At 64.8% G+C, this 22164-nt stretch carries 26 protein-coding genes; 8 read left to right on the top strand and 18 right to left on the bottom strand.

All coding sequences use genetic code 11. The features are described from left to right. Nucleotides 1-302: 302 nt before the first annotated feature. Both LB566_RS10750 and LB566_RS10745 read left to right on the top strand, forming a co-directional pair. The gene (locus LB566_RS10750) at nt 303-593 is read left to right on the top strand and encodes a hypothetical protein (protein WP_140521515.1); all 291 of its coding nucleotides are present in this window, start codon (nt 303-305) and stop codon (nt 591-593) included. Nucleotides 594-703: 110 nt separating this feature from the next. Then, complete coding sequence (locus LB566_RS10745) at nt 704-910, top strand: hypothetical protein (RefSeq protein WP_140552196.1); 207 nt, start codon at nt 704-706, stop codon at nt 908-910. Between the two features lie 81 nt (nt 911-991). On the opposite strand, the gene LB566_RS10740 is transcribed toward LB566_RS10745, so the two are convergent. Next, nucleotides 992-2056 (bottom strand): sensor histidine kinase, encoded by a 1065-nt coding sequence (locus LB566_RS10740; protein WP_224624395.1) that lies wholly within the window; start codon nt 2054-2056, stop codon nt 992-994. Nucleotides 2057-2277: 221 nt separating this feature from the next. Then, complete coding sequence (locus LB566_RS10735) at nt 2278-2523, bottom strand: hypothetical protein (RefSeq protein ID WP_224624394.1); 246 nt, start codon at nt 2521-2523, stop codon at nt 2278-2280. Nucleotides 2524-2784: 261 nt separating this feature from the next. Here LB566_RS10735 and LB566_RS10730 point away from each other — a divergent pair, with 261 nt between their 5' ends. Together LB566_RS10730 and LB566_RS10725 are read left to right on the top strand one after the other, a co-directional pair. Next, a complete protein-coding gene (locus LB566_RS10730) occupies nt 2785-3060 on the top strand; it encodes a hypothetical protein (RefSeq protein WP_224624393.1) in 276 nt (91 codons plus the stop codon). A 156-nt stretch (nt 3061-3216) separates the two neighbouring features. Further along, on the top strand, nt 3217-4224 hold the full coding sequence (locus LB566_RS10725) for an aldo/keto reductase (RefSeq protein ID WP_140552199.1): 1008 nt from the start codon (nt 3217-3219) through the stop codon (nt 4222-4224). 73 nt (nt 4225-4297) lie between these two features. Here the strand turns inward: LB566_RS10725 and LB566_RS10720 are convergent, their stop codons facing one another. From LB566_RS10720 to LB566_RS10685, 8 genes are all read right to left on the bottom strand, one after another. After that, nucleotides 4298-5449: a GNAT family N-acetyltransferase gene (locus LB566_RS10720; protein ID WP_224624392.1), complete on the bottom strand. Its 1152-nt coding sequence runs from the start codon at nt 5447-5449 to the stop codon at nt 4298-4300. After that, nucleotides 5446-6438, bottom strand: a complete 993-nt coding sequence (locus LB566_RS10715; RefSeq protein WP_140552201.1) for a sterol desaturase family protein — start codon at nt 6436-6438, stop codon at nt 5446-5448. Before LB566_RS10715 ends, LB566_RS10720 begins: the two co-directional genes overlap by 4 nt. 326 nt (nt 6439-6764) lie before the next feature. Beyond that, nucleotides 6765-7529 (bottom strand): slipin family protein, encoded by a 765-nt coding sequence (locus tag LB566_RS10710; protein ID WP_140552202.1) that lies wholly within the window; start codon nt 7527-7529, stop codon nt 6765-6767. Beyond that, complete coding sequence (locus LB566_RS10705; protein WP_224624391.1) at nt 7526-8911, bottom strand: NfeD family protein; 1386 nt, start codon at nt 8909-8911, stop codon at nt 7526-7528. The genes LB566_RS10710 and LB566_RS10705 overlap by 4 nt, the downstream gene beginning before the upstream one ends. Nucleotides 8912-9086: 175 nt before the next feature. After that, nucleotides 9087-9446, bottom strand: coding sequence for an SPW repeat protein (locus tag LB566_RS10700; protein ID WP_224624390.1), 360 nt, complete (start codon nt 9444-9446; stop codon nt 9087-9089). Nucleotides 9447-9652: 206 nt separating this feature from the next. Then, nucleotides 9653-10075 carry a VOC family protein gene (locus LB566_RS10695; RefSeq protein ID WP_140552205.1) on the bottom strand — a complete coding sequence of 141 codons (423 nt, stop codon included), beginning with the start codon at nt 10073-10075 and terminating at the stop codon, nt 9653-9655. A gap of 73 nt (nt 10076-10148) precedes the next feature. Then, a complete protein-coding gene (locus LB566_RS10690; RefSeq protein ID WP_224624389.1) occupies nt 10149-11225 on the bottom strand; it encodes a D-alanine--D-alanine ligase family protein in 1077 nt (358 codons plus the stop codon). Nucleotides 11226-11260: 35 nt separating this feature from the next. Further along, complete coding sequence (locus tag LB566_RS10685; RefSeq protein ID WP_224624388.1) at nt 11261-11878, bottom strand: C39 family peptidase; 618 nt, start codon at nt 11876-11878, stop codon at nt 11261-11263. A 244-nt stretch (nt 11879-12122) separates the two neighbouring features. On the opposite strand from LB566_RS10685, the gene LB566_RS10680 reads away from it, so the two are divergent. Continuing rightward, entirely contained in the window at nt 12123-12593 is a 471-nt protein-coding gene (locus tag LB566_RS10680) for a nucleoside deaminase (RefSeq protein ID WP_140552207.1), read from the top strand. A gap of 133 nt (nt 12594-12726) precedes the next feature. Here LB566_RS10680 and LB566_RS10675 read toward each other — a convergent pair whose 3' ends face one another. The 4 genes from LB566_RS10675 to LB566_RS10660 all read right to left on the bottom strand — a co-directional run bounded on the left by LB566_RS10675 (nt 12727) and on the right by LB566_RS10660 (nt 15727). Further along, a complete protein-coding gene (locus LB566_RS10675; protein WP_224624387.1) occupies nt 12727-13275 on the bottom strand; it encodes a YbhB/YbcL family Raf kinase inhibitor-like protein in 549 nt (182 codons plus the stop codon). Nucleotides 13276-13435: 160 nt separating this feature from the next. Further along, nucleotides 13436-13816 carry an ester cyclase gene (locus tag LB566_RS10670; protein WP_224624386.1) on the bottom strand — a complete coding sequence of 127 codons (381 nt, stop codon included), beginning with the start codon at nt 13814-13816 and terminating at the stop codon, nt 13436-13438. A gap of 110 nt (nt 13817-13926) precedes the next feature. Further along, complete coding sequence (locus LB566_RS10665) at nt 13927-15126, bottom strand: PLP-dependent aminotransferase family protein (protein WP_224624485.1); 1200 nt, start codon at nt 15124-15126, stop codon at nt 13927-13929. A gap of 148 nt (nt 15127-15274) precedes the next feature. Beyond that, on the bottom strand, nt 15275-15727 hold the full coding sequence (locus LB566_RS10660) for a GNAT family N-acetyltransferase (protein WP_224624385.1): 453 nt from the start codon (nt 15725-15727) through the stop codon (nt 15275-15277). Nucleotides 15728-16055: 328 nt separating this feature from the next. On the opposite strand from LB566_RS10660, the gene LB566_RS10655 reads away from it, so the two are divergent. Beyond that, complete coding sequence (locus tag LB566_RS10655) at nt 16056-16619, top strand: DUF922 domain-containing Zn-dependent protease (protein ID WP_224624484.1); 564 nt, start codon at nt 16056-16058, stop codon at nt 16617-16619. 15 nt (nt 16620-16634) lie between these two features. Here LB566_RS10655 and LB566_RS10650 read toward each other — a convergent pair whose 3' ends face one another. The 3 genes from LB566_RS10650 to LB566_RS10640 form a co-directional block, all read right to left on the bottom strand. Next, entirely contained in the window at nt 16635-17693 is a 1059-nt protein-coding gene (locus LB566_RS10650) for a Gfo/Idh/MocA family protein (protein WP_224624384.1), read from the bottom strand. 94 nt (nt 17694-17787) lie between these two features. After that, nucleotides 17788-18492, bottom strand: coding sequence for an SDR family oxidoreductase (locus tag LB566_RS10645; RefSeq protein WP_140516008.1), 705 nt, complete (start codon nt 18490-18492; stop codon nt 17788-17790). A gap of 123 nt (nt 18493-18615) precedes the next feature. Continuing rightward, on the bottom strand, nt 18616-19083 hold the full coding sequence (locus LB566_RS10640) for an Lrp/AsnC ligand binding domain-containing protein (RefSeq protein WP_140516010.1): 468 nt from the start codon (nt 19081-19083) through the stop codon (nt 18616-18618). Nucleotides 19084-19214: 131 nt separating this feature from the next. Between LB566_RS10640 and LB566_RS10635 the strand changes: the two genes are divergently transcribed. Beyond that, nucleotides 19215-20210 carry an ornithine cyclodeaminase family protein gene (locus LB566_RS10635; RefSeq protein WP_224624383.1) on the top strand — a complete coding sequence of 332 codons (996 nt, stop codon included), beginning with the start codon at nt 19215-19217 and terminating at the stop codon, nt 20208-20210. Nucleotides 20211-20266: 56 nt separating this feature from the next. Here the strand turns inward: LB566_RS10635 and LB566_RS10630 are convergent, their stop codons facing one another. Continuing rightward, a complete protein-coding gene (locus LB566_RS10630) occupies nt 20267-20884 on the bottom strand; it encodes a helix-turn-helix domain-containing protein (protein WP_140895403.1) in 618 nt (205 codons plus the stop codon). Between the two features lie 132 nt (nt 20885-21016). On the opposite strand from LB566_RS10630, the gene LB566_RS10625 reads away from it, so the two are divergent. Then, nucleotides 21017-22150 (top strand): NAD(P)/FAD-dependent oxidoreductase, encoded by a 1134-nt coding sequence (locus LB566_RS10625; RefSeq protein WP_224624382.1) that lies wholly within the window; start codon nt 21017-21019, stop codon nt 22148-22150. The last annotated feature ends 14 nt before the right edge of the window (nt 22151-22164 follow it).

Raw genomic sequence — 22164 nt, 5'->3', positions numbered from 1 at the left:
CGGGATTATTGGACGGCGGTCTTTGCGGACAGTCCTCGTAGCCGTGGTCGCGGCCGCCGCAGAACGAACAGCACATGGCTTCACGATCCCTGTTCCCGGGCGGCCATCGCGGGGTCTGGTAAGACTTCCTGCCGAGCATGCCCAGCAATGCGCGAGGCGCGATTTGGTTGCGCGCCCGCCGTCCCTCGCAAGAGAAGACGCCGGCTGTTGCGCAACCGGCAGACAAAATGCGAATCTCCCCGGCATGCCGCAACCAGGCGCAAACCGCCCGGCGTTGCAGATCATGCCTTGGAGAGACCGTCATGTCCGTTCGAATCCTGTTGCCGACCGTGGCCGCCATGCTTGCCGCCACCGGCCTGGCCGAAGCCCGGCCCGACAGCCGCGCCATGAGCTGCGCGCAGATCCGCGCCATGATCCAGAGCCACCGCGCCGTCGTGCTGACCACCGGCCCCAACACCTATGACCGCTATGTCAGGCAGTTCGGCAATGAATGCGATTGGCCCGAAGTACCGATGTCGGCCTATATCCCGGCCCGCGACGGACACTGTCCGGTCTACCGCTGCGAGGAGCCGGTCAACAATTTCCCGAATTGACGGGCCGGCCAGGCCCCGGCATCGATGTTCGGAGATTGCCGCACCCCCTGCCTGAAACCATTCCGAGGCGCCCGCGTTGACGGCTGGGGTGGCCGCCACGGGAGATGCCCATGACCGTCAACTGCCGCGTATCCATCGACAACCGGCCGCAATCAATCGAGGCCGTGTTCCAGGCCGTGCCCCGGATCGGCGAGAGCGTTTCGCTGTCCGTCGACGGAAACGCGCAGGAGCTGCGCGTTTCGCGTGTCGTGCATGTGCCCGACGGTTCGCTCGAAGGGGCTGCGATCATCGTCGAGGTGACGCCGAACATCCTGTAGCCTGCCTGAATCCGCATAAACGCGGCGCGCTCCAGCCATGGCTGATCGGCAGGCCGGCCTGCAGCCGCGCGGCGGCAGCCTTCAGATGCCGAAGCCGAGTGTCTGACCGGCGTCTTCCATGGGGTGCTGCGGCACGATGATCGATGCCAGCGGCGCGTTCAGCGTCCATCTGAGATAGCCGGACGAGCGCTCGACGGCGGCGGACCCGCCGAGCGACTGCGGCGCGACCCTTTGCAGGACTACCGTGCCGAACCCCTTGCGCGTGGTGTCGTCGCGCCTGTCGTCGCCGCTATAGGGGGGCGAGCGCTCCTCCCAGACGAGCTGGAATTCGCGTTCGGCCACAGCGGGATCGCCGATGCTCCAGGTCACCTCGATCCGGCCGGAATCGCTGGCGAGCGCTCCATATTTGGACGAATTGGTGCCAAGCTCGTGGAAAGCCATGCCGAGATTCTGCACCGCGTTCGACTGCAACGTCAGCAGCGGTCCCGAAAGCAGTATCTGCTCCTCGCGGCCGAACGGTTTGAGATGTTCCTGGATGAGGTCGAACAGGCTGGCTCCCGCCCAGTTCGAGGTGACCAGCAGATCGTGCGAGCGCGACAGCGCCATGATGCGGGCGCGGATCATCTCCTCGAATTCGCGCGGGTCCTGCGAGCGCTTGCTGGTTTCCCTGACCATCGACAGGATCACCGCGAACTGGTTCTTGACGCGATGGTTGACCTCCCGCATCAGCAACTTGATCCGACGCTCGTTCTCCCTGCTGGCTGTGATGTCGCGGGCGATCTTCGAGGCGCCGACGATCTCGCCGCTGGCATTCCTGATCGGCGACACCGTCAGCGATACGGCAATGAGAGTGCCGTCCTTGCGCTTTCGCGTCGTCTCATAGCTCGCCAGGCGCTCGCCGCGGCGGACCTTGGCAATGATCTCGGTCTCCTCGTTCTTGAGGTGGTCGGGGATGAGCATCAGGATCGACTGACCCACCGCTTCCTGCGCGCTGTAGCCGAACATGCGTTCGGCCGCCTGATTCCAACTTCTGATGATGCTGTTCAGATCCTTGCTGATGATGGCGTCGAAGGACGAATCGACGATCGCCGCCAGCTGCGCATCCGCCGTTGCATCCTGTTTTTGATTGCTTGCGATGTCAGCCATTGCCCCGCCAGGTATCAGCCTATGGCCACTAGATAACGCGCGGGCCGCACAAGGCAATCACCTTGAAGCGGCCTGCCCGTTTCAACGGCATCGAAGGTGGGCGCGAAAGCGAACCAAAAAGGGTTTTCGGCAACCGGGACGGAGCGGACATTCGGATCGATGGGCACCGGAAGCGCGGAACCCGTCCTTGCAAAGCCGGCATGCCTGAATGTCACCGCACCTTAATCAGAGTGGCCATCGCCGACCTTGCCGTTCCCGTCTGCCGGGGACAGCAGTCCGAACTCCTGAGACTTGACGCCCTGCTCCGCGGCCAGGAATCCGTCCGAGGCGAGGCCGCGCCGCAAAAGCTCCCTGACCGCGGCCGAGCGGCTCGGCATGCGCTTGTCGAAGCGCCAGTTTTCCAGTGCCGTCAGTTCGTCGACGGTGAGCATGACCTGCAGTCGTTCAGGACGTTCCAACTCAGCCACGGTGCTTCCTCGCCCAGACCCGAAATGAGTGAATTAGTCTCTGTCTCAATCAACTAACAATTAGGGTAACCCTCCTAATGGGTCAAGGCCGGCAGTTGGTCGAGACGTTCATCCCGCTCATTATAGGGATAAAACGCCGGATGCACCTTTGTTTAACTCCTCTAACTTGCTGATTCTAATCGATATTTTTCAGATTTTGGTTGCTGAGAACCCGCGCACGGCGCATGCTGCGAAAAGGGCAAACCAGTCCAGGAGGTTTCCATGCGGTACGATTACTCGACCCGCTTGCGCAACGACGTTCAATCCGAGGTCATGACGGCTTTCAGGACGGCCGGCATCGTCAACATCACCGCGGTGGCCGAACGGATCAGGCTTAGGAACCTCGACGAAAACGTTGCGCTGGAGGACGTCGAGCATTTGGTTCTGGCGGCGGCTCAACTGCTTGGCGCCGCCATCGAATTCGAGGGCCTGACCATGATCGACCGCCTGCCGGACGCTCACGTCAACGGCCGCTCCGGCGGCCGGGCCCTGTCCTGAATCGTACCTTGAACGGACTCGGGCGACGCGCTGAAGTCACTTCGAGCGACCTGCATCAGGGGTTTGGGTGCGGGGCGTGCTCGCTGGAAGCGGGCGACCTGTGGAAATTGAGAACGCGCGTTATATGGTGTTTGAAATCCCTGAGGAGAACACGCCATGACGCTCGCCACACGCAAGCTCGGCAGCCAGGGGCTGCGGGTCTCGGCGGTCGGCCTCGGCTGCATGGGCATGAGCCAGTCCTACGGCCCTGCCGACGAAGCCGAATCCATCGCCACGCTGCACCGCGCCATCGAACTCGGCTGCACCTTCCTCGACACCGCCGAGGTGTATGGCCCTTACACCAACGAGGCGCTGCTCGGCCGCGCCTTGAAGGGCAAGCGCGATAAGGTCACCATCGCCACCAAATTCGGCTTCCGCATCGAAGACGGCCGGCAGGTCGGCACCGAACGCGACAGCCGGCCGCAAACGATCAGGGCGGCGGTTGAAGGGTCGTTGAAGCGGCTCGCCACCGACCATATCGACCTTCTCTACCAGCACCGTGTCGATCCGGCCGTACCGGCCGAGGATGTCGCCGGCACGGTCGGCGAGTTGGTCAAACAAGGCAAGGTCCGCTTCTTCGGCCTGTCGGAGGCGGGAGCCGCCAACATCCAGCGGGCGCACGCCGTGTTTCCGGTCTCGGCGCTGCAGAGCGAGTACTCGCTGTGGGAGCGCAATCTCGAGCCGGAAATCATTCCCCTGCTGCGGCAAACCGGCATCGGCCTGGTGCCGTTCTCACCGCTCGGCCGCGGCTTCCTGACCGGCGGCGCCAAGCGCGCCGAGGACTATCCGGAAGGCGATTACCGCCGCGGCGACCCGCGTTACCAGGGCGCGAACTATGACGCCAACATCGAGGCCGCTGCGAAAGTCCGCGACATCGCCGTCGCCAAAGGCGTCAAGCCAGGGCAGATCGCGCTGGCCTGGCTCCTGGAGAAGGGCAACGTCTTCGGTGTCGACATCGTGCCGATCCCCGGCACCAAGCGGATCAAATATCTGGAAGAAAATGTCGCCGCCGCGTCGCTGAAACTTGACGCCGCCGAGATGGCCGCGCTCGACGACGCGCTGGCCCCGGGGAAGGTCTCCGGCCCGCGCTACGGCGACCGCACCATGGTGATGATCGACCGATAGGCGCCGGTTTCGGGCAGGTTCCGCCCTGCCAGCAGCGTCAAATTTCGGTTCGCACGTCGCTGGTGAATCGTACTTATTCCACCGGTGCCGGCTTTTGGCGAGGATCGGGCCGCAACCGCTGGTGCAGTTCCCTGCCGGCGTGCAGGGTCCGGTCCGCCAGGGCGGCGAGAGTCCCGCGCAAGGTCCTTGTTCCCAGCACCGAATCCAGCGTCACGGACTGCGTTGCGAAGCGCCGCTTGAAATCCTCGCCGCCGCACAGGAAGTCGACCATCGTCAGCCCCCTGTCGATCGACCACTGGATGTAGTCCATCATCAGCACCATGCCGGGAGACGCCCGCTCGACATCCGGATCGTAGGTCGTGACGAAGGCCATCATCGTGTTGCGCTGGACGAAATTGATCGAGACCGCCACCACCATCCCGGCGCATTCCAGCACGAAGACGTGCAGGAGCCCTTCCCTGGCCAGCACGGCGACCAGCGCGGCCAGCGCCGGCGACCCCTCATCGAACAGGTTGGATTCGTGTCCGCGCGCGGCGAGCCATTTGCGCTTGAACTCGGCGAGCCTGTCAAGGACGGGCTGCATCGGCTCGTCCGGCGACATGAGGCGGAACCGCACTTCGCCGCCCTCCTCGAGGAATTTGCGGCCGCGGCGATAATTCTGGCGCATCTTCTTCGTTTGTTCCCCGAACCAGTCCGCGCCCGTTCGCCATGGCCCGGCGACCCTGAAGCTGGTTTCGCTGCGGCGGTTCGGGCGAAGCGCCACCTTGGGTGCCGAAGCGGGAGCGAGCAGCGTGCGCATCGCGGCGTCTGGCAGCAGGCGGTTCAGATAGACCAGGTCGAAGCCGCCCGCGGCCGATATTTCCTGCCATAGCGCCATGACCGCCGCCGGATCGCAGTCCGGCGCGACCAGCACGTCGCCATAGTCGCTGTGGTCCTTGGCTGCCCATTCCAGGACGTTGACGCCCTTGCGCCGCAGCGTCGCCAGCGGGATGACCGCGTCGAGGCGGTCACCGTTCCAGAGGAGGCCTATCCTGAGACCGCGCAGCTCCCGGTCCGGGGCCGTCTGCCACCACGCCGTGACCCAGGCGTGGCTTTGAAAGATCAGCCCCTCCGCCCGGCGCCACAGCTCCGTCCAGGCCAGCCCGACCGACGCAAGGCGCTCTTCGGAGGTGACGATCTCCAGCGCGCCCGCCTTCGAGCCCGCGATCGTGGCGTGAGCGTTCATGGCTGCGGGCTCCGTGTCGCCTCGGACGAGGCGCGGCGGCGGAACCGCCGCGCGATGTGCCCCCACATCTTCTTGAGCGGCAGCACGTAAAGCCCGGACAGGGATTGATAGTCGCGCGCACCGCGCTCCATCAATCCGAACCTGAAATCCTCATCGGGCTTCGGCACGCACAATGTTCCGAACAACCGGTCCCAGAACGAGAACAGCAGGCCGAAATTCTTGTCGTAATGCCGGGGATCGACGCTGTGGTGCAGTTGGTGCCAATGCGGGCACAGCACGATGTTGTTGAGCGGCCCGAACGAAATCTTGAAGTGGGTATGCCTGACGAAATCCATCATCAGGATATTGCGCATGACGTAGACGTTGACGCCGAAGATCGTCACTTCGACGAGGTTGAGCGACAAGAGGGTCCAGATGCCGAAGCATATCCCGGGTATGACGCCGTCCCAGGCGCGGTTCATGAGCTCGTCGAGGGGATGAACCCTGTCCTTGGTGATCCCGACCATCACCTCCGCCGAGTGATGCACCTTGTGCAGCTCCCACAGGAACGGGAAGCGGTGCTGGGCCACATGGTAGAGGTAATAGGATATGTCGTAGGCGATCAGCATCGTCACCGTGAAGATGACGATCGTCACCGCTCCCGGCGGTCCCGGCAACAGCGGCGGCTCGATTTGGAGGAGTGCCGCCAGTGTCCGATTCGTCGCGTAGCCGACGCCGACGACGAAGGTCACACCCGCGGGCAGCATAAGGAAGGGCATAATCGCCTTGCGGGTGATCCAGAAAAGCAGGTCCGCCCGCGCGGAGGGATGCGTGACGATCTCGTTGGGGAAGACGAAATCGAAGAATTCCCTGAAGCTCTTGCGCTCCGCCGTCCGCCAATAGGCGATCAGGGCGCTGCCCAGCGCGGTCAGCAGCAAAAGGCCGGCCGCAAGCAGGCTGGAGCCGGACAACTTGTCCAGGATCCTTTCGATGATGCCGGCAATCGACATGGGCCCACTCATTTATGCAACCGAAGCTTGACTTGTAGGAAGCGAGTTACCTGACTGGCCGGGCAAGCTAGCACGCCGTCAGGCTCTCGATCATTTCGCCTTCACCCTAGTCGAGAATTCATAGCGAAAGCTTAAGCTGATTAAAAACAATGAATCCGCTAAAAAACCCGCTATATATTGCCGAATTCTGAATAAAACTCCTAAAATTGACAGCAAACGACCGGCAGCGCGCCTGGCGTGGAGATCGCAACTTCGGGGAATCGCGGGGTGATCGTGGCGGCCCCGAGCTCGCGGGCCCGCGGCCAGGCTGCCAAACCCTCCCAGGCTTATTTCCCGGCGCCCGGCTGCTTGTTGAAGATCGTGAGCAGGTCCATCGGCAGCGGAAACACCACCGTCGACGAGCGCTCGCCGGCGATGTCGTGCAGCGCCTCGAAATAACGCAGTTGCATGGCCTGCGGCTCCTGCGCCAGCATCTTGCCCGCTTCGACCAGCTTTGCCGCCGCCTGCTGCTCGCCATCGGCATTGATCACCTTCGCGCGCCGCAGCCTTTCAGCCTCGGCCTGCTTGGCGATGGCGCGGACCATGTTCTCGTTGAGGTCGACATGCTTGATCTCGACATTGGACACCTTGATGCCCCATGCGTCGGTCCGCTGGTCCAGGATCTCCTGGATGTCGCTGTTCAACTTGTCGCGCTCGGCCAGCATCTCGTCGAGTTCGTGCTTGCCGAGAACCGAGCGCAACGTGGTCTGCGCAAGCTGGTTTGTCGCGGCCATGAAGTCCTCGACCTGGATAACGGCCCGCTCGGCGTCGACGATGCGGAAATACAGCACCGCGTTCACCTTCACCGAGACGTTGTCGCGCGAGATCACGTCCTGCGGCGGCACGTCCTGGACCACGACGCGCAGGTCGACCCGCACCATCTGCTGGACGAAGGGGACGAGGAGGATGAGGCCGGGGCCCTTCACTCCGGTGAAGCGGCCGAGCGTGAAGACCACGCCGCGCTCATATTCCCGCAGGATGCGAATGGCGGAGGACAGGAAGATCAGCACGATGAGGGCGAGTACCAGATAGGCGACGTAACCGATGATCATTGCCTTGCTCCATTGTTCCTGCGCCGGACCGTCAGCACGAGGTCCCTGACATCGGCCACCTCGACGCTGTCGCCGGGGGCGAGCGGTTCATCGGCCTTCGCCCGCCAGCGCTCGCCCTGCGCGAGCACATGGCCCTCGCTGCCCGACCAGTCGAGGATCCTTGCCGGCTGTCCGTGCATGGCCTTCGCGCCGACCCGCGGCAGGCTCCTGCGCGCCCTCCACAGATAGCTGCCGGCCAGCAGCGCCAGGCCAAGCGTCAGCGCCGCGGCGGCGGCGATGAGCGCCCACGACATCTCGAAGCCGGGACCCTCGACCTTGAGTAGCATGGCGGCGCCGAGCAGGAAGGCGGCCACGCCACCGAGCCCGAGCACCACGGTCGGGTTGAAGGCCTCGATGACGAGGAAGGCGATGCCGAGCAGCATCAGGGCGAAGCCGGCATAGCTGATCGGCAGCAAATTGAGGGCATAGAGCCCGAGCAGCAGGCAGATGGTGCCGATCACGCCGGGCGCCACCGCGCCTGGGCTGGTGAACTCGAAGACGAGGCCGTAGACGCCGGCCAGCATCAGGACGACGGCGATATTGGGGTCGGTGATGACGGCGAGAAGCTGGATCAGCCAGCCGGGATCGAGCGTCTCGACCGCCAGGCCCCTGGTCGCCAGCACCTGTTGCTTGCCGGCCACCTCGACCGTGCGGCCGTCGGCAAGCTGGAGCAGTTCGGCGGTGTCGCGGGCGACGAGGTCGACTACATGTGCCTGAAGTGCCGCGTTGGCGGAAAGGCTGGCCGCCTCGCGCACGGCCTTTTCGCCCCAGTCGGCATTGCGGCCGCGCAGTTCGGCGAGCGAACGGATCAAGGCGACCGCGTCGTTCGTAACCTTGGTCATCATCGCGTCGCCGGCCGGAGGCCCGGTGGCATTCTTCTGGTCGCTCTTCTGATCGCCCTTGTCCTTCTCATCGCCACCGGGAAGGGACGGCAGCCCGCCAAGCTCGACCGGCGTGGCGGCGCCCAGATTGGTGCCGGGCGCCATCGCCGCGACATGGGTGGCATAAAGGATATAGGTTCCAGCGCTTGCCGCATGCGCCCCGGCGGGTGCGACATAGCCGATGACGGGGACCGGCGAGGCAAGGATATCGGCGATCATCTCGCGCATCGAGGTGACCAGCCCGCCCGGTGTATCGATCTCGAGGACAACGGCTTCGGCGTGCCGCTCGGCGGCTTTCGCCAGCGCTTCGTTGAGCTGCCTGGCGCTCGCCGGGCCGATGGCGCCGTCGATCACGATGCGCAACGCGACCTTCTCCGTCGCCTCTGCGTTGACGGAAGGCTGAGTGGCGGCCGCGGCGGCCATGAAGGCCGCTGCCAGAACCGCCATCCGCGCGAGGGTCACGCTCAAAACTCCCTAGACTATGTGCAGGATATGGCGTTCGATTCGCCGAAATCCATGGCTTGGCCACGTTGCAAGCCAGCGGTCCGACTTCGCAGCCGGACGGCAAACGCAATCGGGCCGACGTTCAAAGCCGGAGGGGCCTCGCTTGCGCGCCGGCCCCATCCTTGGTCAGCGGTCACGCATGCGCGTGCGGGTGACGGACGTCCCAGACGGCCCAACCCGATACGGCAACCACCAGCACGCCGAGAATGACATGGGTGGCCATCGCATGCGTGTTCGCCACGAAGCCGAGCAGCCAGGGCGACACGATCAGCCAGAGCCCGAGAACGACACCTACCCATTCCTCCCACTCGGCGAAAGCGGCAAGCGCCGCCACGGCCACCGCGCCCAGCACGACGCCGATAATCCAGGCGTTCCATGCGGGAGCGGTTTCAGCAGCGAAGCCGATTATCCAGGGTGAGATGAACAGGCAGACGGCAAGGACCAGATTGAGCCAGTCCTGGCCTTTCTTTCCTTCCATGAGTGTATTTGCCATGACAACCTCCATAGATGAAGCTTGGCCAAAGCGTTGTATTCGCGTGCAACGCACGCTTGATGGTTGATGTAACTATGCCTCACATGGCCTTCAAGGCCCGCCCCGCGGCGGGCCGCCTTGGCGTGGATCGAGCTCCCTCCGCCCGATCGGGATCAAGCCGGGACCGGCCGCATCAAGCAAAACCGCCCGCCTCTTGTCGGCGCATTCTAAAACGTGATCTTCACCGAGGCGGCACTGCGGTTGGCCGCCCCGTGATGAACCGCTTCGATGTTGTTGCCGTCGGGGTCGAGAAGGAAAGCGGCGTAGTAGCCGGGGTGGTACGGGCGTTCGCCCGGCCCGCCATTGTCCCTGCCGCCGCCGTCCAGCCCGGCCCTATAGAACGCATCGACCATGGCGCGGTCCTTCGCCTGGAATGCCAGATGATGGCGACCGGTCAACTCTCCCCGAGCCGCGCGGCTGTCGGCGGTGGAAATGAAAAGCTCGTCGGCCCAGAAATAATCGGCAGCGCTGCCGCCGATCGGAATGTCGAGCACCCGAAACACTGCTTCGTAGAAGCGGCGGCTGGCGGCGATGTCCCTGACCACCAGCTGGATATGATCGATCAGCCGGCCGCGATGCAGTTCTTCCATGCAAGCTCTCCTCTCGCCAAGGGCTCGAATTTAACTAGCTTCGCGTGATCCGCCGTCAATGCCGCGCCGAACGTCAGGAGTTTCGCGCGGCATGCCGCGCCAGTGCGTGCTCGATCAGCACGTCGATGACCCGGCTGTAGCCGATGCCGATCGCCGCCAGCGCCTTGGCATACATCGAGATGTCGGTGAAGCCGGGCAACGTGTTGACCTCGTTGACCAGCAGCGAGCCGTCAGCGCGCAGGAAGAAGTCGACGCGGGCCATCGCCTCGCAGCCGAGCGCCTGGAAAGCTTGTCGCGCCATCTCCCTTGCCTTGTCGGCGACCGCGGCCGGGACATCGGCGGGCACGTTCACCACGGCGCCGTCGGCATCGAGATATTTGGCCTCATAGGTGTAGAAGCCGTGCTTGCCGGCCGGGATGATCTCGCCGGGCAGCGATACGGTCAGCGTTCCGTCGGCCCCCTCCAGCACCGAGCATTCGATCTCGCGGCCGTCGACGAACTCTTCGATCAGGACCTTGCCGTCATAGCGGAAAGCCGTCTCGACGGCCCGTTCGAAGCCGTCCCGGTCGTTCACCTTGCTGACGCCGAAGGACGAGCCCTGGCGCGCCGGCTTGGCGAAGAAAGGCAGGCCGAGCGCGCCGGCGATCTCCTGGAACGGCCCGACATCGTTTCGATGCGCGGTGACGGAACGGGCAACCGGCAGCCCGGCCTCGCGCAGCAGCCGCTTGGCGACATCCTTGTCCATGGCGGCGGCCGAGGCGAGAATGCCGCAGCCGACATAGGCGACGTCGGCGACCTCGGCATAGCCTTGCACCGAGCCGTCCTCGCCGAAGGGGCCGTGCAGCACGGGAAAGACGACGTCGACCGGCGCCAGGTCGCGCTGTGCTCCGCCTCCCGGTGCGGCCACCAGCCGGCCTCCGCCGCCAGGCAGCAGCGCGACCTCCACCCCGTCCTCCGACACCGGCGCCCCTGCCCCGTCGCCGGCTTCGGATTGCAGCAGCCATCGACCGTCCCTGGAAATGGCGATCGGCACGACCTCGTAACGCGTCCGGTCGATGGCCTTCAGCACGTTGGCGGCCGAAAGGCGCGACACGTCGTGCTCGGCCGAACGCCCGCCATAGAGGACGGCGACCCTAATCTTGTTCTTCATCGAGAAGCCTTGTCGTTCATCGAGGTTCCCCGGGATCAAATGGCGACGGCAATGCCGCGATTGGCAAAGAAGCGGTCGAAATCGGCCGGCGCCAAAACTGCGTTTGCCTGTGTGGCGCGGGTATGGCCGGACGGGTTGTGAAAGCGAAAAACTTCATCCGATGCCGACATGACCAGCACCAGATGGCCGCCCTTGGATGGCGGCTCGCGCTCGGGCCAGCGGATCGAGCTGCTGACCGAAGCAATGAAGAAGCGCGACTGCCTGAGGATCGCCGAAATGTCCGATGTCGCGACATTGGTCATCACCTGCGCTTCCAGGCCGAATTCCGCCTTCACGAAGCTGACGAAGGGGGCATAGATCAGGCCTTTGATCGATCCCCCGGTGACGACATAGCCGCCATATCCGGTGCAGCGCCTGGCCAGTTCGATCGTCGGCACGATCTGGCCGCGCATTGCCAGGATCATCTTGAGGCATGCCATGCCGCATATGTTGGCGGCCCAGAGCGCGTATTCGTCGAGCGTGCGCGCGCCCGATCCCTGCCACAGCGGATCGCGCCGCAAAGCGGCGTCGGCGCCATCGGCGAGTACGGCCGAAGTCATGTCGGGTGTTTCCCACTGGCTGAAAAACGGCACGGTCTCCGGCAGTGGTCTCATCGATTCCCTCGAACAGGCTTTTCAATCTCGTATACAGGATACGAGAGCGAAGAACAGCAATTCAAACCGCTCCCGCCCGATCAGGCGATGGTCCGCTCGTTTTCGCCCGCCGCGCGAACCTTGCCTACGCCTCCCGATTGGCGCACTCTGAGCCGGATTAAGCCGGTTGTCGCCTTGACGAGGGCCGATAGCGGGGTGTGTTCGCCCGCAATCTCCCCTAGCCCATCCTGTTTAGGACCATGCAATGACCCGCGACCAGATGCTCGCTCACCTCCGCGCCGCCGACGCCGTCGCTCGCGAGGCGGCCGCGCACGGCCATCATCCGTTCGGCTGCGTGCTGGTCGGGCCGGACGATCGCGTGCTGATGCGCCAGGGAAATCTCGACACGGTGCGCCATGCCGAGACCGAGCTCGCCCGGCGCGCAGCGGCTGCCTACGAGCCGGATTTCCTCTGGTCCTGCACGCTGGTCTCGACCGGCGAACCCTGTGCGATGTGCGCCGGAACGCTCTACTGGGCCAATATCGGCCGCCTGGTCTACGGCTTCGAGGAGACGAAGCTCCTGGCACTCACCGGCGATCACGCCGAGAATCCGACGATGAGCCTGCCTTCGCGCACAGTCCTCGCCTCGGGCCAGAAGAAGATCGAGGTCTTTGGCCCCTTCCCCGAGATCGAGGACGAGCTGATCGCGCCGCACCGCGATTTCTGGACGCGCTGACGCGCCGGCCGAGGCGGCGCGCGAAGCGCCAGATGGCCACCGGAACGGAATTCAAACGATCTCTTGGAACGTGTTTGCCAACAGCGTCGTCGATACGCTGGTGGGTCACGGCGATTGCCTGAACCGGTCTTGCCTACCGCCCATAGGTGTACGTCACGCTGGCCTCGCCGAGCGCCTGGCTCTTCGCGGCCACTGCCACCATTTCCGGAGAGGGATTTTCCGGCGCGCGCAGCTTCGGCGCGCCGAGCGCATAGAGCGTGAAGACATAGTGATGCGTTCCGCTGCCGGGCGGCGGGCATGGACCGAAATAGCCTGCGCGGCCGATGCCGCCTTTGCCGAGCACCGTACCCTTGGGCAAGCCTTTGCCGCGCTTCGAGCCCGCCCCCTCGGCCAAGCCCTTCGCGCTTGCCGGGATGTTCCAGGCCAGCCAGTGCCAGAAACCCTTGCCGCCGCCGGCGTCGGGGTCGAACATGGTGAGCGCGTAGCTCTTGGTGCCGACCGGCGGGTCCTTCCATCTCAAGGCGATCGACACGCTTTGCCCGCTGCAGCCGCCGGCCTTGTCGCCGAGATATTTTTCGGCCCATTTGCCGTTGGAAACCGACGGGCTTGAAATCTCGAAAGCCGCCGCCTGGTTGGCGAGGCCGAACAGCACCAGCACGGCGAAACCGAGGCGCGAGCTCATGGCTTCCTCCACTTCCAGCCAAGATGCCGACGAGTTTAGCCGAAAAGCGGCCCGAAATTGGGCAATGGTGCGAACCGTTGGTGGATTCGCTGGAATGCGCTGCCGGGCACGAAGGGAACGGAGGCTTCCTTTACCGAGCGCGCCAGGAGAGATTCGTGTTTCAAAGCTGGGCTTCGATGGCGGCTTTGTCGATGATGGACCACACGACCCGGATCTTCGGGCCGTGAAATTCATAGAAGACGTTCTCGGCGAAGGACACTTTCCTGCCGTCTACCGTAAGCCCGAGGAAATTTCCCCTGGGCGTGCAGTCGAACATCAGCCGGCTCGCGACATGAGGCGGATCGCAGACCAGCAGCCGGATGTCGAAACGAAGGTCCGGAATGTCGTCGAAATCCTTCTCCAGCATCGCGCGGTAGCCGGAGAGACCGATCCGCCTGCCATTGTGGGACACGTCGTCGTCGACGAACTGCCCGAGGTTCGGCCAGTCCTGCCGGTTGAGGCAGGCAATGTAGTCGCGGTAGATACCGGAAAGGTCGGTCATGGCGCATGGACCCGCGTTCGTGGACACAAGGCCATTTTGCACCCGCGACACGTCAGGACAACCCGGGTTTGATCGCCGCTAGGGCGATGCACCGTCGTCTGGCCGGCGCCTTAAGCCTTGAGCAGCGCCGCCAGCCGCGGGATCCCCTCGCTCACCGCGCGCCGGTCGGCGAGCGTGAAGGACAGCCGCAGCGTGTTGCGCCCGGAGCCATCGGCGAAGAAGGCGCTGCCGGGCACGAAGGCGACACGCGCTTCCTTCACCGAGCGCGCCAGGAGCGCGGTGGCGTCAGTGCCTTCGGGCAGCGTCACCCAGACGAACATGCCGCCTTCCGGGCGGCTCCAGGTCACGCCTTCCGGCATGTCGGCCTCGAGTGCGCCAAGCAGGCCGTCGCGGCGCTCGCGATAGGCGCCGATCAGTTTTTCGACCTGGGCCTCGAACACCGCTTCGGCCGCCCGGTGCATCACGATCTGGTTGATCGACGGGCTGTGCAGGTCGGAAGCCTGCTTCATCAGCACCAGCTTTTCCACGACATGACGCGGCGCGCAGACCCAGCCGACGCGCATGCCCGGCGACAGGATCTTCGAGAACGAGCCGCAATAGAGCGTGCGCGCCTTGTCGATGCCGCCGGAGCGCGCGCAGTCGAGCGCCAGGATCGGCGGCACGCTTTCGCCATCATAGCGCAGCGCCCGGTAGGCGGCGTCCTCGACGATTGCGATGTCGAGCTCGCCGGCAAGATCGAGCACCGCCTCGCGCTGCTGCCTGTCCAGCGTGTTGCCGGTCGGATTGGCGAAATCCGGCACCAGATAGGCGAACTTGACCCGGCCGCCATTCGCAGCTGCCGCCGCGCGATAGGCATCCGGCGTCATGTTGCCGCCTTCCGGCCGCAGCCGGTCGTAGCGCGGTTCATAGGCGTTGAAGGCCTGCAGCGCGCCGAGATAGGTCGGCCATGTCACAAGCGCTGTGTCGCCGGGCGACAGCAGCAGCTTGCCGACATAATCGAGCGCCTGCTGCGAGCCTGAAGTGATGAAGATGTTGGCTTCCTCGCAGGCGACGCCGAGCTTGCCCATCTGCCCGGCGATCCACCGCCGCAGCGGCAGATAGCCCTCGCTCACCTGGTACTGAAGCGCGGCCCCCGCCTCGCCGCCGCAGAGCACGTCGGCATAGGCATCGCGGATCGCCTCGGCCGGAAACAGCGCCGGATCGGGAATGCCGCCGGCGAAGGAGATGATGTCCGGCTGGTCGAGCAGCTTCAGGAGCTCGCGGATTTCCGAGGCCTTCATGCGCGACGAGCGCGAGGCCAACAGGTTCATAAGGGTCAAGCACGCCTCCCCGGACGCATCGAATATAGGTCAACTTAGCTGACCTATATCTGGTCTCGCCGCAAATTGAATAGGGCCTGCAGGCCTTCCCGCATGCGCCAGCCGCCCGCCTTAGCGGAAAGCGACGGCCCCGCCTGCGCTACAAGGTCTTCTTGTAGCCGAGATGGGTGCCGTTGAAGCCGAGGCTTTCATAGAAGCGGTGCGCGTCCGCTCTGGTCCTGTCGGTGGTGAGTTGGACGAGGCCGCAACCGCGCGCCCGGCATTGATCAACAGCCCATTCGATCATCAGTCTGCCTATGCCTTCGGAACGGCGTTGCCCAGCGACCCGCACCGCCTCGATCTGACCGCGCCAGGCGCCCTTGCGCGACAGCCCGGCAAGGAAGCTGATCTGCAAGGTGCCGACCACGTCGGCGCCATCGACCGCCACCGCCAGCAACTGGTTGGGATCGGCGTCGATGGCGTTGAAGGCATCGACATAGCCCTGCGCCAGCGGCAGCGAGGCATCCTCTCTGGCCGCGCCAAGCGGATCGTCCGCCAGCATGGCGACGAGGACAGGCAGGTCGGAGGCCAGGGCCTTGCGGAAGGTGATCATGAGCACGACTTACGGCGACACGTCGGCGCCGGCAAGGCCGTTGGTTTGGAAGCCTCACCCTCTTTTCGTCATCCAAGGGCGAAGCAGGAGCGCAGGTCCGTCGCGCAGACCCTGGGATGACGAGCCGAGGGAACTTCTTCAACCCCATCCCATCCTGGCCTTGCGGCACTGCGCCAGCACCCGGCGATTGGCCCTCCAAAGGTATTTGCAGCACCTGCCGGCAGCCTATAGGAAAAGCCACAAGGTGGCATTGGCGTCGGCGCCGGTCCTGGTTTCGCGGAGAGCGGTGTTGAGAGCGTGTGTTCGTCTGTGCCTGTCGCTGGTCGCGATGCTCGCCTTGCCGCTTGCCGCCCATGCCCAATGGAAGCCGGTCGAGACGATCGAGCCCTACGCCATTTCAGGCCGGACCGGACAGGAGCTCTACCGGTCGATCGGCGAGAACGGACCGCTGATCCGCGGCGCCAAAACGCGCACCATCGCCTACACCAATTTCAAGCTGACCTGGACCAGGGACTACCAGAACAAAGGCGGCGATTGCGTGCTGGCATCGGCCAGGCCGAAGCTGATCATCACCTATGCCTTGCCCAAGCCGTCAGGCTCCCTGCCGCCGGCCGTACAGAAGAGCTGGGACCGCTTCATCGCCGGCGTCACCGCCCATGAGAAGGTGCATGGCGCCGATATCATTGCCATGGTGCGCAAGATCGAGGCGGCGACCGTCGGCCTCAGCGTTGCCGACGATCCCAAATGCGCCAAGATCCGGACCGAGATGACCAGGCGCCTCTCCGAACTGTCGCAGGCGCAGCGACAGGCAAGCCGCGATTTCGACCGCGTCGAATTCGGCAATGGCGGCAATTTGCAAAAACTGGTTTTTGACCTCGTGACCGGTCCCTGAGGGAAGGCGCGACCCTCACCGCGTCAGCGCGCTCGCCGCGAGCTCCGCCCGCTTCTCGTCCGATACCACGGCCAGATCCAGCACCTTCTGCAGTTCGGCGGCGTGGCGGAAGGATGGTTCGGCCTGCACGCCGGTCCGCACCGCGTCGGCGAAACGCCGGTAGTTGGTGGCCACCGTGCCGGCGTCGAGCTCTTCCCATATCCCGTCATCGACATTTTCGCCGAGGCAGGCCTTGAGCGACGAGCCGTCGAGATTGTGCACCACTTCGAGACCGCCTCTATCGCCGTAGATGCGCAGGCGCAATTCGTTGAGATGGCCGGTCGCCCAGCGGCTGGCATGCACCACGCCGAAGGCGCCGTTGGAGAAATCCACCGTCATGGCGAAGCTGTCATTGGCGTCGAGCCCATAGTCGCCGATGCGGTTGCCGGGCGCCTTGTCGAAGGAACGCAGCCGGCAGAACACATGGTCGATGTCGAGGGCCGCGCCATAGCTGGCGAAATCGAGGATGTGGATGCCGACATCGCCAAGCACGCCGTTCGAGCCATGGCCGCGCGACAGGCGCCACAGCCATTTCGGGTCGCTGCGCCAGTCGCCCCAGAATTTCGACACCAGCCAACTCTGCAGATAGGACGCCTCGACATGCCGGACCGTGCCGATCTCGCCGGCCTGCACCATCCGGCGGGCTTTCTGCAGCGCCGCGACATTGCGGTAGGTGAGGTTCACCATGTTGACGATGCCGGCCTTCTCGGCGGCCTCGGCCATCTCGATCGCCTTGCCGAAATTCTCGGCCAGCGGCTTCTCGCACAACACCGGCTTGCCGGCGGCGATCAGCTTCATGGTGGTCGGGTGGTGGATGCGGTCCGGCGTGACATTGGCCACGGCGTCGAAAGCGCCCCATTGCAACGCCTCCTCCAGCGCGGTGAAGCGGTTGGGGATGTTGAAACCGTCGGCGAATTCGCCGACGCGCGCCGGATCGAGGTCGACGGCCCCGACAATGTCGACGCCATCCATGGCGCTGAATTGGCGTGCATGTTCCTGCGCCATCCAGCCGGTGCCAAGTATCAGAAGCCGCATTTTTCCTCCTTGGTGCGAGATGTCGTCGCGCCAGGCGGGATGCCGGATCCCCTCCGCGGCGCGTGTCGGGCAGGCCTCCCCTCCGGCCCGCGCCTCAAATAGCGCGAATAATCCCGCCGTCGACGCGGATGTTCTGGCCGGTGATGTAGCCGGCGCCGTCCGAAGCCAGGAAAGCGATGGTCGCAGCGATCTCCTCCGACGTGCCGTAGCGCTGCATCGGCACCGAGTCGCGGCGTTCTTCCGTCGCCGGCAGGCTGTCGATCCAGCCGGGCAGCACGTTGTTCATGCGCACATTGTCCGCTGCATAAGTGTTGGCGAAGATCTTGGTGTAGGCGGCGAGGCCGGCGCGGAACACCGCTGAAGTCGGGAACATCGGGCTCGGCTCCACCACCCAAGCGGTCGAGATGTTGATGATGGCGCCGGCCTTCTGCTTGACCATCTGCGGCGCCACGATGCGCACCGGCCGGATGACGTTGAGCAGGTAGACGTCCATGCCGGCGTGCCACTGTTCGTCCGTGATCTCCAGGATTGGCGCGCGCGGCCCGTGGCCGCCGCTGTTGACCAGAACGTCGATGCGGCCATAGCGCTCCAGCGTCAGGTCCGCGAGGCGCCGCAGATCCTCGTTCGACTGGTTGGAGCCGGTGACGCCGATACCGCCCAGTTCCTTGGCCAGCGCCTCGCCCTTGCCGGACGAAGACAGGATGGCGACCTTGAACCCGTCCGCCGCCAGCCGCTTCGCCGCCGCAGCCCCCATGCCGCTGCCGCCGGCCACGATGACAGCCACTTTTTCTGAACTCATTGGGTTTTCCTCTCAAGGGTTGGCAGGAGTTGCGGTTCAGCGGTCATATAGCCGGTTTCGTCGGCCGCTTCGAACCAGAAAGGCTGAACCGACCTGCAGAAAATGCGAACATGTCGCTCGACTTCAAGGAGCGACGGGCAACAAAGCATCCGGCTTCACATTGGCGATCGAGGCGTAGGTGTGCGTTTCCCGAACGCCGGGCAGCGGCAGGATGACACGCTGCAGAAAATCCTGGAACATCGCCATGTCGGCGATCCGCGCCTTGACCAGATAGTCGAAGCCACCAACCACCATGTGGCACTCGATGATCTCGGGCGCCCGCAACACCGCTTCGGCGAAGCGGTCGAAGACATGCGGCGCCGTGTGGTCGAGCCGCACCTCGATGAAGACGAGCTGTGCCTGCCCGATCCTGGCCGGATCGAGAACGGCTCGCACCGCGCGGATGAAACCTTCGGCGAACAGCCGCTTGACGCGCTGCGCCGCTCCCGTCGGCGATAGGCCGACGCGGCGGGCCAGATCGAGCGTCGTGCGGCGGCCATCCTCCTGCAACAAGCGCAGCAGCGAGCGGTCGATGCGGTCGAGGTCGTCCATGTCAGATTCACACCTTTGAACGAAAGAAAACGTGATAATCACGCCGAAATAGCCAAAACAGCATATTTCATCACGCCCATGGATCGCAATACCGTTGCCGTGCACTCCCGCCACCAACGAAAGCGTATCCCATGACGACAGCCCTATCGATCTCCCGCAGCGCCCAGGCCAAGGGCGACACGCCGGTGCTCATCCTGAGCGAGGCCGAGGTGAAGACATGCGTCGATCTTCGCCAGCTTCTCGACGCGCTGGCCGGCGGCTTCAAGGCGCTGTCCGGCGGCAAAGTCGTCAATCCGGCCCGGCCGCAGCTCGACATTCCGCAGGCCGGCTATTCGCTGGCGATGCCCGCCTGGATGGCGGGCATGCATCTGACGGTGAAGATCGTCAACGTGTTCGAGGGCAACATTGTCAGGGATATACCCAGCCACCTCGCCACCATCCATCTGTTCGACCCTGCCACGGGCATGCCGGTCTGTGTCATGGACGGCACCTACATCACCGCCGTGCGCACTTCCGGCTCGGCCGTGCTTTCGGTGCGCGAACTCGCCCGCCCCGACGCAAGGATCGCAACCGTGGTCGGCGCCGGCGTGCAGGCCGGCCAACACCTCAATCTCCTGCCGCTGGTGCGCGACTTCGCCGAGATCCGCGTGGTCTCGAAGGAATTCGCTGATGCGCAAGCGCTTGCCGCCCATTATCCCGGCGTCGTCGCCGTCAGCGATCTCGAGGCCGCGATACGCTCCTCGGATGTCGTGTGCCTGGCCACGCACTCCTACGAGCCGGTGATCTCGGCCGACTGGGTGCGGCCCGGCACCCATGTCTCGTCGGTCGGCGTCGCCCCGCCCGGCGGCGAGCTGCCCGTCGAACTCCTCGGCAAGGCCAGCCTCTTTGTCGAGACAAGCGAGGCCTTTGCCCCAAGCCCGGTCGGCTCCTGCGAACTCAATGGGCTCGATCCGCAAACCGGAACCGAACTCGGCGAGATGCTGCTCGGGCTCAGGCCAGGGCGGGTCGATGCCGGGCAGATCACCGTCTACAAGGCAATGGGCGTCGCCATGGAAGACATGGTGGCGGCCGACCTCGCCTATCGCGAAGCGGTGCGGCGGGGATTGGGGCGAACCGTTTCGCTATAGCGGTCCGCGGCCAAGGAGGGAGAAGGTCGTGCAGCTTCGCCCGGAGCCTGTCGCCGCTACCCCTCCACCGTCTCCAGCACGCTCAGCAGCGTGCCTTCCATGTCGGGCTCGTCGCCGGAGCAGACGCACAGCATCTCGGCGTCGCCCTCGCCCACCGAGAGGTAGGCGTGGCCCATGGTGGAATCGATGTAGACGCTCTCGCCTTGTTTCAGCCGCACCGGCGCGTACTGGTCGGTGTGCAACTCGATCTCGCCCTTGAGCACGATCAGGAATTCCTCGCCGGCATGTTTCGTCAACGGGCCGAACTCCTCGGGGGTGCGGGCGCGCGCATAGGCGTGGATCGGCACCATGCGCTTGCGCACAAGGTCGGTGGCCAGATAGCGGTAGTCGTAGTTGCGGGTCAGCTGGCGCAGTGTGTTGGACGGTGACGTCACCGAGCGGCGGGTGCGCGCCGCCGGCTGCTTGCGGTCGCCGCTGAGCAGCTCCGTCACATGGATGCCGAGCCCTTCGCAGATCTGCAGCAGCTTGTCGTAACTTAGCGACATCTGGTCGTTCTCGACCTTGGACAGCGTCGACACCGCGACCCCGGTGAGCCTGCTCACCTCCTGCAAGGTCCAGCCATGCGTCTTCCTCAAGCCGCGCAGGCAATCACCCAGGTTCGGTTGCTCCGACATATCAGCTCCATGCTGCGGGATCGCGCCGCTCCATCCCTAGGTAATTGAACTCCCCGTCGCCATCAACAACACCAACAATTTTCTTATACGCTAAATATTGACCGGATAAGAAATAATTTTTACGACTGATCGATGCAGTCGAATTCCCTCCCAAAAATCGTCGTCATCGGCGGCGGCATTGCCGGCCTCTCGCTTGCCGCCGAGGTGGCGGACTGGGCTGATGTCACCCTGATCGAGCGCGAGAGCCAACCCGGCTATCATGCCAGCGGCCGCTCGGCTGCCCTGTTCACCGAGACTTATGGCAACCGCGTGGTGCGAGCGCTGACGCTGGCGAGCCGCCGGGCGATCTTCGACGGCGGCTTCGTCGCGCATCAACGTGGCGCGCTGCATGTCGGCCGCGCCGATGACGGCGCGGCGGTCGACCGGCTGGCCGGCGAATTGCAGGCCATGGTGCCGAGCGTGCGTCGCCTCTCGGCCGCCGAGCTGCATGCGCTGGTTCCCGTCATCGATCCGCAAACCACATGCGGCGGTGTCCATGAACCGGGCGCGGTGGATGTCGATACCGGCAAGATGCTTGCGGCCTGCGCTTCGGCACTGAAGGCCAGGGGTGGCATCATGCGCACGGGCGAAGAGGTGCGCGAGATCGCGCGCGCCGGCAACGGCCTGCGTGTCGCCACCAGCGCCGGCGCCTATCCCGCCGACATCGTCGTCAACGCCGCCGGCGCCTGGGTCGATGTCGTGGCCGGCCTGGCGGGGCTCACCGGTCTCGGCTTCCAGCCCAAGCGGCGCACAGCCTTCCTGTTCGATCCGCCCGCAGGCGTCGACATATCAGGCTGGCCGCTGGTGGTCGATCTGCACGAACAGTTCTACTTCAAGCCCGACGCCGGCAGGCTGATCGGCTCGCTCGCCGACGAGACAGACTCCGAACCATGCGACGCGTATCCGGAAGACATCGATGTCGCCATTGCCGTCGACCGCATCGAGCAGGCGACGTCGATGCGCATAGGCCGCCCGTCGACACCCTGGGCCGGCCTGCGCACCTTTGCGCCCGACCGCACGCCGGTCGCCGGCTTCGACCCGCGCCTGCCTGGCTTCTTCTGGCTCGGCGGCCAGGGCGGCTACGGTTTCCAGGTGTCGCTGACATTGGCGCGGCTCGGCTCGGCGCTGATGCGCGGCCAACCCTTGCCCGACGATGTCGCAGCGCTTGGCGTCACCACCGCGGCGTTGGCGCCCGACCGCTTCCTGGCCCCGGCGGCGACGCCATGAAGTTCATGCCCTTC

This window comes from Mesorhizobium sp. CA13 (genome assembly GCF_020165235.1).
Classification (GTDB): domain Bacteria; phylum Pseudomonadota; class Alphaproteobacteria; order Rhizobiales; family Rhizobiaceae; genus Mesorhizobium.
The sequence above is the reverse complement of the archived record's forward strand: the minus strand, read 5'-3'. Positions and strand labels throughout refer to the sequence as shown.